Source organism: Methanofastidiosum sp. (assembly GCA_013178285.1).
Taxonomy (GTDB): Archaea; Methanobacteriota_B; Thermococci; order Methanofastidiosales; family Methanofastidiosaceae; genus Methanofastidiosum.
Genome location: JABLXD010000010.1, coordinates 1 through 12,163, shown reverse-complemented (window position 1 = coordinate 12,163; position 12,163 = coordinate 1). Strand labels below are relative to the sequence as shown.

General features: G+C 32.8%; 16 protein-coding genes. 5 read left to right on the top strand and 11 right to left on the bottom strand.

All coding sequences use genetic code 11. The features are described 5' to 3' along the window. Positions 1-549 (bottom strand): sodium:solute symporter family protein (locus HPY60_05000; protein ID NPV50539.1); only part of this gene is annotated, 549 nt, incomplete at its 3' end. A gap of 341 nt (positions 550-890) precedes the next feature. Here HPY60_05000 and HPY60_04995 point away from each other — a divergent pair. After that, positions 891-1,646, top strand: a complete 756-nt coding sequence (locus HPY60_04995; protein ID NPV50538.1) for a hypothetical protein — start codon at positions 891-893, stop codon at positions 1,644-1,646. A 7-nt stretch (positions 1,647-1,653) separates the two neighbouring features. Then, positions 1,654-2,685, top strand: a complete 1,032-nt coding sequence (locus HPY60_04990; protein NPV50537.1) for a radical SAM protein — start codon at positions 1,654-1,656, stop codon at positions 2,683-2,685. Positions 2,686-2,717: 32 nt separating this feature from the next. Here the strand turns inward: HPY60_04990 and HPY60_04985 are convergent, their stop codons facing one another. The 3 genes from HPY60_04985 to yjjX are packed head-to-tail and all read right to left on the bottom strand — an operon-like array spanning position 2,718 to position 3,952. Further along, entirely contained in the window at positions 2,718-2,969 is a 252-nt protein-coding gene (locus HPY60_04985) for a TfoX/Sxy family protein (GenBank protein ID NPV50536.1), read from the bottom strand. 2 nt (positions 2,970-2,971) lie between these two features. Next, positions 2,972-3,358: a DUF3783 domain-containing protein gene (locus HPY60_04980; GenBank protein NPV50535.1), complete on the bottom strand. Its 387-nt coding sequence runs from the start codon at positions 3,356-3,358 to the stop codon at positions 2,972-2,974. A gap of 51 nt (positions 3,359-3,409) precedes the next feature. Next, on the bottom strand, positions 3,410-3,952 hold the full coding sequence (yjjX, locus tag HPY60_04975) for an inosine/xanthosine triphosphatase (protein NPV50534.1): 543 nt from the start codon (positions 3,950-3,952) through the stop codon (positions 3,410-3,412). A 151-nt stretch (positions 3,953-4,103) separates the two neighbouring features. Here yjjX and HPY60_04970 point away from each other — a divergent pair, with 151 nt between their 5' ends. From HPY60_04970 to HPY60_04960, 3 genes are read left to right on the top strand one after another with little or no spacing between them, the layout of a single operon-like run. Then, positions 4,104-4,688, top strand: a complete 585-nt coding sequence (locus HPY60_04970; GenBank protein ID NPV50533.1) for a 50S ribosomal protein L15e — start codon at positions 4,104-4,106, stop codon at positions 4,686-4,688. A 2-nt stretch (positions 4,689-4,690) separates the two neighbouring features. After that, the gene (locus tag HPY60_04965) at positions 4,691-5,119 is read left to right on the top strand and encodes a hypothetical protein (protein NPV50532.1); all 429 of its coding nucleotides are present in this window, start codon (positions 4,691-4,693) and stop codon (positions 5,117-5,119) included. Beyond that, complete coding sequence (locus HPY60_04960; protein ID NPV50531.1) at positions 5,094-5,690, top strand: hypothetical protein; 597 nt, start codon at positions 5,094-5,096, stop codon at positions 5,688-5,690. Before HPY60_04965 ends, HPY60_04960 begins: the two co-directional genes overlap by 26 nt. A 1-nt stretch (position 5,691) precedes the next feature. Here the strand turns inward: HPY60_04960 and HPY60_04955 are convergent, their stop codons facing one another. The 7 genes from HPY60_04955 to HPY60_04925 all read right to left on the bottom strand — a co-directional run. Next, on the bottom strand, positions 5,692-6,807 hold the full coding sequence (locus HPY60_04955; GenBank protein ID NPV50530.1) for a hypothetical protein: 1,116 nt from the start codon (positions 6,805-6,807) through the stop codon (positions 5,692-5,694). Positions 6,808-6,871: 64 nt separating this feature from the next. Beyond that, positions 6,872-7,888 carry a radical SAM protein gene (locus tag HPY60_04950; GenBank protein NPV50529.1) on the bottom strand — a complete coding sequence of 339 codons (1,017 nt, stop codon included), beginning with the start codon at positions 7,886-7,888 and terminating at the stop codon, positions 6,872-6,874. Between the two features lie 56 nt (positions 7,889-7,944). Then, positions 7,945-8,448, bottom strand: a complete 504-nt coding sequence (locus HPY60_04945) for a hypothetical protein (protein ID NPV50528.1) — start codon at positions 8,446-8,448, stop codon at positions 7,945-7,947. A 108-nt stretch (positions 8,449-8,556) separates the two neighbouring features. Next, the gene (locus HPY60_04940) at positions 8,557-8,922 is read right to left on the bottom strand and encodes a hypothetical protein (GenBank protein ID NPV50527.1); all 366 of its coding nucleotides are present in this window, start codon (positions 8,920-8,922) and stop codon (positions 8,557-8,559) included. 151 nt (positions 8,923-9,073) lie between these two features. Then, positions 9,074-9,796, bottom strand: a complete 723-nt coding sequence (locus HPY60_04935) for a metal-dependent transcriptional regulator (protein NPV50526.1) — start codon at positions 9,794-9,796, stop codon at positions 9,074-9,076. A gap of 9 nt (positions 9,797-9,805) precedes the next feature. Then, positions 9,806-11,770 carry a ferrous iron transport protein B gene (gene feoB / locus HPY60_04930; GenBank protein ID NPV50525.1) on the bottom strand — a complete coding sequence of 655 codons (1,965 nt, stop codon included), beginning with the start codon at positions 11,768-11,770 and terminating at the stop codon, positions 9,806-9,808. 3 nt (positions 11,771-11,773) lie between these two features. Then, positions 11,774-12,163, bottom strand: a 390-nt coding sequence (locus HPY60_04925; GenBank protein NPV50524.1) for a metal-dependent transcriptional regulator, incomplete at its 5' end; no start/stop codon positions are given.

Sequence of the window (12,163 nt, the reverse complement as noted above, 5' to 3'; positions counted from 1 at the left end):
ATATAATACTGCCAATAACCCTCCAAAGAGAACGTATCCTGCAACTATCCCAGTCATTACAATCAATGCAAGATTAAAGTTCAGATTGAACGTCGACTCAATCATTCTGGCCGCTCCAACTATCACAACTGAAGCATATAATGGCATGAAGATTGTTATAAGAAGACCAAATGAGCCCTGTAAGAATCTACAGTTGAATCTTTTTCCCACTATCTCTGGAAAAGTTAGAGCCCCTAAGTTTTGCCCCACATGTCTTGCTCTGTTTCCCCAAACTACGAATGCTAGGAAGATTCCAACAAATATGTTCATGAATGTAAGCCATAGCAGCCCCATGCCAAACATAGATGCAGAACCGCCAAATCCAACTATTGCAGAAGTACTGATGAAGGTAGCCCCATAAGATATTGCAATAATGTAGGGATGAACCTTCCTTCCCCCAAGCATGAAATCTTCTTTATTTTTTGTTTGTTTCCAACCTTTGTGGGCAAGAAAACCAGTAACAACAAGATAACAAAATATTACAATAATTGATATAGCTGTATTTTCCATAATCTCACCCATTATTCTCCTTTAATTTGATTACCGACCACCCCACACATAGTAGAGTGGACAAAAGGGTCAACAGGTATGCTGACCACACCCATGGATCTGAAATTCCAAACATTTTAAATCACGAATTATTCAAGACTCTAATATTTATAAATATTTCGTTTATAGTAAGAATTTTTGACTAAAATTATAATACTATTATAATTATAATTATTTATTAAATCAAATAATTAATTATAAAGGAAAATAAATAATTTAACAAATATAATCATGCAATACCTTTAAATAATGTAAAATCTTCTATTTTTACATTAACACATTAAATTAAGAGAGGATTTTTAATGGAACTTTGGAACTTTATCCTTAATAGTCAGAAAAGAATGGACATATTAGATGAATTATCCCTTACAAATCCTCAAAAAAGTCTAGATATTGCAAAAAAACTAGAGATGAGGTGGCAAGATGTTTCAACACAACTGAATCTTTTTGTTGAAAAAAAACTTGCAGTAAAGGATGGAACTCAGTTCTACCTCTCAAAACAGGGACAGATTTACAAATCTCAGATTAAAAATCTTCAGGATCTTGAAACTAACGTAGAGAACTATTCTGAATTTATCGAAAAGCACAATATAGAAAAAATTCCAAATTGTTTTGTTAGAGATTTCTTAACCTGGCAAAACAATAAATTAAATCGTATCACATCTCTTGATGTTTTTCCTTTCATTTCAAAAAATGTAAAAGGGTCAAGAATTGAGCATCTAGGTATTTTCTCCAGAATTTCAAAGGATATACTTGACATATTTTCTGATATGAAAGAGGGGGTAAGTATTAGGACAATATACCCAATAGAAGAAATTGATAAAATAGAAAAAGATTCCTATCTTATTGATAATCAAAAATATGAAGTTAGATTCATTGAAAGGAAAGAAATGTACTGCGTTATGCAGGTTTGTGATAGAAATTTCTCATGGGTAGGTTTTGAAGACCATAATAATGAATTTGATTACCTTAATATTATCGAAGGGAGCGATATCAGATTTTCAGACTGGACAATATCCAACTTTGAATACTTATGGAAAAATTCTAAAAAACTTTAGGGATATAATGGATTTATTAGGTAGATTATCAAAAGCATTTGAATTGACTGAAAAGAATTTTGATTCCATAAATATTGAAAGAGCTATTTTTTTATCTTATCACTGCGACCTAAGAGATTGTAAGTTCTGTTATATGTCAACTATTAAAACTGGTCCAAGAAAAGGATTGAGAAGCATTGAATCAATATTTGCTGAAACTTTTTTAGTAAAAATGGCAAACTGGAAGGTTGAGTTTCTCTCTTCAGGATATGGTGTTTATGATACTGAAAAAATAGCAGACATAGTCAAGGGAATTGCAAGTATAACTGGAGAGCCAGTCTGGTTAAATACCGGTATACTTGAAAAAGAGGATCTTTCAATTTTCGAAGAAGAGCTCAAAGGTGTAACTGCTTCTATAGAAACTTTTAGTGAAGACCTATTCTGTGAAATATGTCCTTCAAAAAGCTGGGATAAGTTAATGAATTTTTTGGATATTGCTGATGAATTTGGATATAAAAAAGGCCTCACAATAATTTTGGGATTGGGGGAGAAAAGAGAAGATCTTGACAATCTTTTCGAGATAATTAATAACTACAAAGTTGATAGGGTGACGTTCTACTCTTTAAATCCCCACAAAGGAACAATTTTTGAAGATTCTGTTCCACCATCTTCTTTATACTATCTCGATTTTGTTTCTGAAACTAGATTAAATTTTCCCAAACTAGAGATAGTTACCGGCATTTGGTCAGACAGAATAAATCTAGTTGGCCCACTTCTATTGGCGGGTTCAAATGGCATTACAAAATTTTCCTGGCAGAAATTCTATGGAACAAAGCTTGGGAAATCCCTTACCTCAGAGATAAGGGAATTTGAAAAAATCTCTAAAAGAAAATTCAATGGAAGCATGACAGACATGTCTCTATTAAATAATCAAATAGAATTCCCAAAAGATCCCATATATAAAAACGAAGTTAAGGAAAAAGAGATAGTTGAAAAGTCAGAGCAAATTAAAGAAAGGATTGACTCATATATTTCCGGATTTAATGTGGCAAAGAATTAATTTTTGACTTTGCTAATGTCTTCAATTGCACACTACTTTAACGAATCAAAAAACTGCTTTAAATCTTTCTTTGTTGAATCGGGTAGGTGGTGCCACCTGATACCTTGGACTGCACCTTCCAATCCCTGAAGCATGCTAAAACATGCAGTATCGTCAATTGATTTAATTCTGATAAATGCTTGTTTGCTACCTAACTCAATGAGTTTCTCAGGTGTATCAATTCCAACTGCTATAAGTTTCTTACTGACTTCTTTTCCAATATTAGGCAATTCAGTTAACTCCATAACTAACAACTTCTTTCAGATTTTCTCTTTTCCTCAAAATGTTTCCTTTCCTCTATCAGGTCCATAATTAACTTATCAAAAGTCCATTCAATGTTGTGCTCTGTTAAAACGCAAAATAAAGGTTTTGGTATGTTAATTTCTGAGAAGTTATGTAGCAAATATCTTATTTCCTCGTCCAAGAAATCTAGGAACATCAATACTTTATCTTCTTTATCTTCAAAGAAAGAACTTTCGTTGCTTTCAAGGATATCTGCTATTTTTGTATTCTCTTTTCCAGATGCTGAAATAATTTTTAGATTTATTTCAAGCTTAGTATCAAGATAACTCTTTAATTTATTAACTTCTTCTTCAAGATATCCGTAAACAACTACATGCTTTTGTTTTTTCATCGAAAGAAAGAATATTTTTATCTTTATAACTTCTTTGTAAAGATTTTAGGCCTATATTTTTTTAGAATACAAATCTTCTTTCATAAGAGGGATTAGTGCAACTTTAAGTGCAGAAGTATAGAGGTCTTTTCTTACGACGACTCCGTCTGTTAAGTATCCAACAGCTCCGCCTTTTCTTTTGACTTCAGAATCCCCTGTTACTTCAGCCATTACATCTCCAAGTTCTTTCCCATCAAGTACTTCTTCAATTGCATCGCCCCATAGTTCAAACATTGGAGATGTTCCGAATCCAAGGTTATCCTTTTCATCGATTATACATACAACTCCAATTCCAAACCACTTAGAATAAATATTAATGACTCCACCTTCAATACCAACAAAATAAGATGCGCCGATATTTGCCTTCTCATTTAGTTTTTTTATAACTTTAGCGCGATGCTCTGCCCCTTCAAATGTTTCTTCGTCTATTGGTTGATCCGGTACTGAACTTCCTACTTCAACACCTTCAACTTCTATATCTTTAAAATAGGAAGAAAAAGCTTCCTTTACTGCGTCTATCTTCACGGGATTTTTAGAGCCTACTAGTACCTTCATTAGTTAAATTAAAAGGGAATAACTTATATATTTTCTGGAAAATTAGAGATATTTCTCTCGAAACCTTTAAAAACTCCTTAGAAATCAATTGTCTAGCTTATGGAATGTGGATTCAAGCGAAATGCTTGCCGAACCATAAGGAGGGATTTATTTGGGATATTACAAATATATGGAAGAGGCTTGGAAAAAGCCTAAAGAAGGGTATACAAGAGAACTTTGGACAGAAAGATTAATCCAGTGGAGAAAAGAACCTACAACAATAAAGATTGAAAGGCCAACAAGAATCGACAGAGCTAGAAAGCTTGGCTACAAAGCAAAGAAAGGATTTATTGTTGCAAGAACAAAAGTTGCAAGAGGTGGGAGAAAGAGGCCCACAATAAAAGGTGGTAGAAGACCGGCAACAAAAGGTATTTTGAGATATTCTCCTAAAAAGAGCCTCAAGTGGATTGCAGAAGAGCGTGTTCAAAGAAAGTTTCCAAATCTTGAAGTATTAAATTCATACTGGGTTGGAGAAGACGGTCAGCGTGTCTTTTATGAAGTCATTCTAGTTGATCCTTTTGCACCTGAGATATTTGCAGACCCAAGAATTAACTGGATATGTGAAAGACAGCACAAGAGAAGAGTATTCAGGGGTTTGACCTCAGCAGGAAAGAGATCTAGAGGACTTAGAAACAAAGGAACAGGCGCTGAGAAGTTAAGGCCTTCACTTAAAGCCCGAGGAAACAGAGGTAAGTAAGGTTGAATCCGTTTGGTATCGCATGGATACAAATAGAAACTTTTTCACATGCAACTGAAGACATAGAGAAAGTAAAATCTTTACTTTCTAAATTTTTTTCTTTTGAAGTTACTTATAATATAAACAAAACATACGGCCACTTTGGCAATGAGATAAATATTGTGACTGTTGAGCTTTCTAGAAACAAAGAGATTAAGGACTTCATATCAAATTTTATAAGCATAATCGACAAGGCCCATGTTCTTGAAACTCTAGAAAGGCGATTGGATGAAGACGGGATACTTTTTGTCAGGATGAACAAGGAAAGATTATATAACGATGATTTCACTATTGATGATAATGGTGACATATTAATTTCCATGAAGTTTGTCACCTATCCAAAAAGTAGGGAAAAGGTTATCGAGAATGGGAAGTTACTATTCAGCAATTGATCTAAGGGGATACCCTTCATCTTATTTTTCAAAAACTGCTTTAGTTAAACAAGTCAATATAGATACTTACAAAGAAGTTCTGGAAAGCTTTGACAAGAATAAAAAAGAAAATACTCTCCTTGGGATTGAAATTGATGATGAATCAAAAAATGCCAAAAAGATTATTAGAAAAGCTGACGGAATAGATGTGATAATCTTCAAGGGCAGGGATTCAAAGGATAACAGAGAAGCACTTAAGATTAAAGAAATAACTTTGATGTCAAATCCTGATAATTTAGATAGCGTCTGTTTTGACCTTGCAAAGGAAAATTTAATTGGTTTTGAATTAAATCTCCAAGATTTTATTAATAATCAAAGATACCGAAGGGTGAAGGCTTTAGAAAATTATAGAGAGTTATTAAAGGCATATCGAAAATTCTTGTTTCCATTAGTTTTAACTTCTGGTGCCAGAGATACACATGAAGTAAAGACCCCTTTGACACTGGTATCCTTTGGGTGTACCCTCGGAATGGATATAAGGGAAGCAAAGGGCGCAATTACTACCGTTCCTGAAATGTTGATTAAAAAATAAATTAATATTTGATTGTAAAGAAGTCATTGTTTGTTCCATTGAAGACGTAGCCAGTTACTACGATTTTATTATTTGTATCCACAGCAACGTCAAATGAATAATCATCTTTTCCACTGTTGTATAACTTTTCCCATATAACATTGCCAAATGGATCGTATTTGATTGTATAGTAGCTCTTGATTTTATCTTTGGAAGTATAACCTGTTACAATGATATTGCCTATTGAATCTGTTGCTATGCCCAAGGAATAGTCGTCATTGCCCCCATCGTAAGTTTTTGTCCATATTATATTTCCATTTTGGTCGTATTTTATAGTTAAGAAATCAACATTAGCGCCATTAAAAGATTCCCCGGTAACGATTATATTATCGTTTGAGTCAGTTGCTACTTCATATGCCTTATCAGTATTTCCTCCATCATATTCTTTCTTCCAAAGAATATTGCCGTCTTTATCATACTTTAGTGTAAAGAAATCATAACTTGAACCAGTATTGGAATATCCTGAAATTATTATGTTATCATTTGTATCGGTTGCTACATCAAATGGAGACTCTTTATCTCCGCCATCATAGGATTTTTCCCATAAGACATTACCATCTGGACTGTATTTAATAGTATAAAAGTTCACATTTGAACTACTAAAATGCTCGCCTGTGATTATTATATTATCTTTTGAATCAATTGCAATGCCAAGAGCATCTTCATTGTTTCCACTGTTGAAGGATTTAGTCCAAAGAATATTGCCATTTAAATCGTATTTGATTGTGAAGAAGTCATTGTTTGTTCCATTATTGATAAAACCAGTAACTAGTATATTATTGGTAGAATCTGATACGACTGCTATGGAATAATCATCTTTTCCACTGTCATAGGTTTTTGTCCATTCAAGATTTCCGTCTTTATTATATTTTATTGTATAAATATCATTATTGTTTCCATTTGAAGTATATCCTGTTACTATGACATTGTCACTAACATCAGTTGTAACTCCTAAAGCAAAGTCATCTTTTCCACTGTCATAGGTTTTTGTCCATATGGCTTTTTCTTCTGATGCACATCCTGATAAAATAGAAACTAGTAAAATTCCAACAATAATTGATAAAATAAGTTTTTTCATTATAGCACCTTCCATTATTTGAATAAATTTGAAGCACGAATTTTATATATAAATATATTGAAAATCAAAAGTAATAGGCCATCATATAACTTGCTAAGATTTTGGGATGTTTAACCCCAAATAATAATATTTCTGGGATTTTCCTTATTACAATCCCAGAACCACGTGTGCATCCATAAAAACACGGTGTTTCCATGTAACATTTTTTTACCTTAGAGTAGTCCATTTTTTTTAATGCGTCTTTTATCCTAATTTCTTTTAGATTCAAAGATGGTTTAAATTCAAGACATGGGGACATGTCTCCTTTTTCTGTTAGAAGTATAGATTTTTTCATAGCATCACAAGGCATGCAATAATCTCCTTCCAAATACTTAATTATGTCATCGTAAATTATTTTATCAAATATCAAATTATTTCTTAAGGCTTCATTCCTCAGTTTTTTAAAAGATTCGATAATAAGAAATTTATCCTTTTCATAGCTCAAATCTTCATCATGAGAGCTAGAATAGCAATGAGAATAGTTATAAGGATAAACATTAAAATTAAATCCATTATTTCTTGCAAAATAGAAAAGATCTAGAGCTTCGTCATGATTGATTTTACTTATTGTTGAAGTTATATGCCAAACTCCTTTTTTATTCTCAATTTTACCACAATAATATATATTCTCTAAAAGAATGGGTAATTTGTCAACACCCCTAATTTTTTTATATCTTTTTGGATCCAATGAATCAAGGCTGATGCTGACATTACATTTAAGTTCAGCAATTTTATTTGCAATTTTTTTATCTAATAGTAGACCGTTTGTTATTAAAGTTGGATTCAAACCAAGGCCGATTAAGAGTTCAATGATTTGAATGATGTCTTTCCGAAGTAATGGTTCTCCGCCTTGTAAAAAAACATGCTTAATCCCATAAGATTTTAAATCTTTGAATATTGATTCTATCTCTTCAAGACTAAGCTCATCTTGTATCTTAGAAGGGGTCTGCCATATACTACACATTGAACATATTGAATTGCATCTTCTTGTAAGATTAAAAACTACTAAAAATGGCCTTCCAAGAAGGATATTTTTTATCATACGCTCGCTTTCTCAATATAGTTCTTAATCAAATTAAATTTTTATTGTATATTAAATTAATGTTCAAATTTATCGTATTCGGGCAGATGTTTCATATCTTCATAAAGCCAAACCATTCTGTCAACAAACCATAGCTTTCCAGCATATTGAATAGCTCCTCCAAATAAGAGAGGCCATATTTCTAAGGTATATATCCCCCAAATGACAAATAAAAATCCAATACCCGAAACCATACTTAAAATATTCGGCAACTTTTTGTGGTATTCTGGAATAGGTATTTTATCCCGATTTAACCATACTCTTTCGCCGAAAACACCTTTTGAAGCCCAATTATCAGTTGATTTTGGCGGAGAGAATACCCTAGGATTCACATACATCCAGACTAAGCTTAATACAATTGGGATAAGGGAATACCACCCTATCCAAACTCTACTCCAGAATGCAAGTACTAGTAATGGGGTAACTGTGTTTCTTGTTATAACGCTCCATGGGTTAGAATGCCTCTTCCATGTTTCTTCATTCATTTTGAATATTAACCCGAGTTTTCTTTCTATTGTCATTAATAACACAAGCGTATAAAATAATAACATTATACTATATAAAGTTTTAAATAGATAAATGGCGAGTAAAATAAAAATATATATTTAAAAAAATAGAATTTAATGGATCTATTTTTTCTTCTTGAAGACTCCTGAAAGAATATCCTTGAGACTCTTTATAGGTTCAGTTGTTTTTGCAGTTGCTTGTGGTGTTTTTTGTTCTACTTTTGGTGCAGGTTCTCTTTTTACCATTGTTTCTTCGCCTTTGCCTGCTTTATACACCACTTTTCCTTTTTCAACTACATCGACATTCCATTGTGTATTCTTTGAAACTTCTTTTTGAGCCATGTTTTCAGCTACGCCTCTTATTTTAGTATCAGACCAATCTGGATGTTGTTCTTTTAATTCTTTAACGTATTTTTCAGTGAATTGTTTTCTTAGGTCCATTATCATTTTATTTCTTTCAGCCATTGTTATAGTTGGTTTTTCTGCCATGTTTATTACCTCCTTTTATAATAAAATGTATTTCCATCTTTAGGGAAACATGCATACAAAATAATAGATTTTGTTATCTCGCCAAAAATATACTATCTTTTTATATTATTTAAGCATATTGGTTAAATTAAAGATTAAAAATAAATATTTTTTAGAATAGCCCTCTTCTGTGCCTATGCCTATGTTGATTACGCCCATTTGTCTTACGTACAAAGATATCTTTTGCGATGCTTTTTTCTAAAGCAATTTGAGTTTCATCGACTTGAACAACAAATGTAGGAAATGTCTGTACAACTTTTATTTTTGACCCTGGACTAAGACCTAATGTTGAAAGTCTCTGCAATCTTGGATGACTCTTTGTAACTAAATACATTATATTACCTTCGCCACCTGGTTCCATGTCACTAAGGGATATTATAATTGGTTCCAATACTTTAGACACGTCTTTGCAACAACTTCCTGGAGGTATCTCAAATCCATGAGGACATATACTTGGATGGCCTAAAAGAGTACAAATTGAATCTTCCAATCCTTCAGTTATTGTATGCTCAAGTCTACATGCTGGCTCTTCTATTTCATCAATTGACATCTGGAGAATATCTTTTAGAAGTCTTTCAGTAAGTCTATGTCTTCTTATAATCTTCTTTCCTATTTCTTCACCTTTCTTTAGGAATTTAATTTTTTTATTATGAATCTCTATAAATCCCTCAGTTTCAAGATTTTTCAAAACATCTTCAGTGGATAAATTTCCAGCTATTTGAGAAAAATTACATCTTGAATGGATTCCTTTAATAAAAGTTTCAACACTGTCATCATTTTGCTCTCTCATAGTCCATATAAATTCAAGTGATTCTTCAATTATCTCTTCTAACATAAAATTCCTCTAAAACATTATTCCAGTATATTTCAAAAATATATTAGTAACTCCCCCGACAAATACTGCATATATCAAAACAAAGATAAATATCATTGCAGCTACCTTTGGCCCCCTCTCTTTTATTATCACGAATAGATTTGCAATGCATGGAACAAAAAGTGTTATGACGATTAAACTTACAACAGTCTGTAAATTTGACATTAAACCAATATCTTGCAATTGGAATAATCCTGCTGCGCCATAATCCCTCCTAAAGAATCCCATCAAAAAGGCTCTTGCCGCTTCTTTAGGTAATTCAAGAAAACTGACAACTACTGGAGAAAATATCCTCTCGATTACCCCCAGTATATTAAATTCATTGAAAAAGAAAAGGACTAAGGTTCCTAGTATGAATATAGGTATCACTTCTTTTGCATACCATTCCAATCTCATTAAAGTCTTATAGATTATATTTGAGAACTTTGGAACTCTAAGAGGTGGAAGTTCCATTATGAAATCAGAAGATTGGCCCTTGATTATTTTAGAAGATAGCGCACCGATAATTATTAGCTGGAGTAAGACTACCGAGAAAACAAAGAGTAGTGCATTGAAAGAAAGAGCCGACGCCATAGCGAAAATGACTGCTATTTGTGCAGAACATGGGACTCCGAGTGCTAATAAAAGTGTTGCAATGATCCTCTCTTTTTTAGAATCTAAAGTCCTTACTGTAATTGTGGCCATTGTAACACAGCCACACCCCAGAATAAGAGGTAGTATAGCCTTACCATTAAGCCCTAAAAACTTCAAAGGTTTGTTACCCATAACTGCAAGCCTTGGGAAATATCCTGAATCTTCTAGAAGCCCAAATGCTATGAAAAAAGTTAGAACAATTGGAAATATTATCGCTATTGCATATGTCAATGCCATAGTAACTATTCCAAACTCGCCAACAAACATTCTTGAAATAAAATCATTGACAATATACCTCTCAAAAATAATAGTAAGCGCCGGATTAAGAATCTCTCCAAAGATCTTTTCTTCCAAAAATTCAACCATTACTTGGGCTCCAAGAAAACCAACAAACTGGTAAAGCAATAAGACTATGCCCAAAAATATCGGTATCCCTGTAACAGGATTTAAAGTTAAATTACTAAGCTTTTCAGAAAACTGTGTTTTTAATATTTTTTCTTCTTCTTTAACTTTTCTTAATATGTGCAATGTTTCTTCTCGTCTTTTTTCTCTAATATAGTAAAAGAGGGGTACCGAAATAGACTCTTTCTCTTTTCGTATAATTTCTTTTACCTCTTCAATCTTTTTTTTATCTTTTAGAATCTTTTCAGGAAAAGATTCATCTGACAAGGCCATTATAGCTTTACCTCTATTACCAAGTATTTTTGTTAATTCTTCTATAGAATTTTCAAGCTTCCCATAATTTACTTTAACGTGAGCTTTTGATGAATTTACTATTGATTTCTTCATTTTTGCTATGCCCTTACCTTCTACAGCGACAGTTTCAACTACAGGCACTCCTAGTATTTTTGAAAGCCTATCTAGGTCTATTATTACGCCTTTTCTTCTAGCCTCATCTGCCATATTCAAAACAAGAGTAAAAGGTAATTCGAGTTCAGAGAGTTCTGAAGAAATCATTAATGCCCTCTGAAGATTCTTTTCATCTGCTACTTGGACTACATAGTCTATTTCTCCTGAGATAAGCACGTTTCTTGTTACCTCTTCGTCTTCAGACATTGGAACTATACTGTTTGATCCAGGAGTATCAATAATATCAACGTTCTTTAGAGCTAGTAAGTCCTTTCCCATTGGTAGAGTATCTATAATATCAACTTTTTTTAGAGGCAATAAACCCTTGCCCCTTGATAATTCGACTGTTGTCCCGGGATAGTTAGAAACGGTTACATACTTACCTGTAAGATGAGAGAATATTACACTTTTTCCAACATTTGGACTTCCAACTAGTGCAATTGTAACACCCATGTTTTATCGCCTCTTACAAACATCACAATTTTTATCTGGATCGCATTTTGGTATTTCTTTACCACAAGGGCATTTTGAGGGCCCACTCATCATTTTACACAAAGCGTCAGTAACATTGTCAGAGATACAGTGTTCCATTCTACAAGCTTCAGCATGGATATTTTCTGGATTTATTTTTAAATAATCAAAAAGAAATACTTCTACTATTCTATGTTTTCTTTTTATTTTGTTAGCTATCTTTAGTCCTTTTTCTGTTAGCTTGGCTCCTTTGTATGGCTCATAAAAAATCAAATCATTTTTGTTGAGTCTCTGGATAACTTCAGTTACACTTGAGGGGGAAACGCCTAAAGATTTTGCAATATCCGATGTCTTAGCTATCTTCTTTTCTATAAC

Bases quoted from the DNA above. Each gene is read 5' to 3' on its own strand.
- HPY60_04995 (NPV50538.1), top strand. From the start codon at position 891: ATGGAACTTTGGAACTTTATCCTTAATAGTCAGAAAAGAATGGACATA.
- HPY60_04990 (NPV50537.1), top strand. From the start codon at position 1,654: ATGGATTTATTAGGTAGATTATCAAAAGCATTTGAATTGACTGAAAAG.
- HPY60_04985 (NPV50536.1), bottom strand. From the start codon at position 2,969: ATGGAGTTAACTGAATTGCCTAATATTGGAAAAGAAGTCAGTAAGAAA.
- HPY60_04980 (NPV50535.1), bottom strand. From the start codon at position 3,358: ATGAAAAAACAAAAGCATGTAGTTGTTTACGGATATCTTGAAGAAGAA.
- yjjX (NPV50534.1), bottom strand. From the start codon at position 3,952: ATGAAGGTACTAGTAGGCTCTAAAAATCCCGTGAAGATAGACGCAGTA.
- HPY60_04960 (NPV50531.1), top strand. From the start codon at position 5,094: ATGGGAAGTTACTATTCAGCAATTGATCTAAGGGGATACCCTTCATCT.
- HPY60_04955 (NPV50530.1), bottom strand. From the start codon at position 6,807: ATGAAAAAACTTATTTTATCAATTATTGTTGGAATTTTACTAGTTTCT.
- HPY60_04950 (NPV50529.1), bottom strand. From the start codon at position 7,888: ATGATAAAAAATATCCTTCTTGGAAGGCCATTTTTAGTAGTTTTTAAT.
- HPY60_04945 (NPV50528.1), bottom strand. From the start codon at position 8,448: ATGACAATAGAAAGAAAACTCGGGTTAATATTCAAAATGAATGAAGAA.
- HPY60_04940 (NPV50527.1), bottom strand. From the start codon at position 8,922: ATGGCAGAAAAACCAACTATAACAATGGCTGAAAGAAATAAAATGATA.
- HPY60_04935 (NPV50526.1), bottom strand. From the start codon at position 9,796: ATGTTAGAAGAGATAATTGAAGAATCACTTGAATTTATATGGACTATG.
- feoB (NPV50525.1), bottom strand. From the start codon at position 11,770: ATGGGTGTTACAATTGCACTAGTTGGAAGTCCAAATGTTGGAAAAAGT.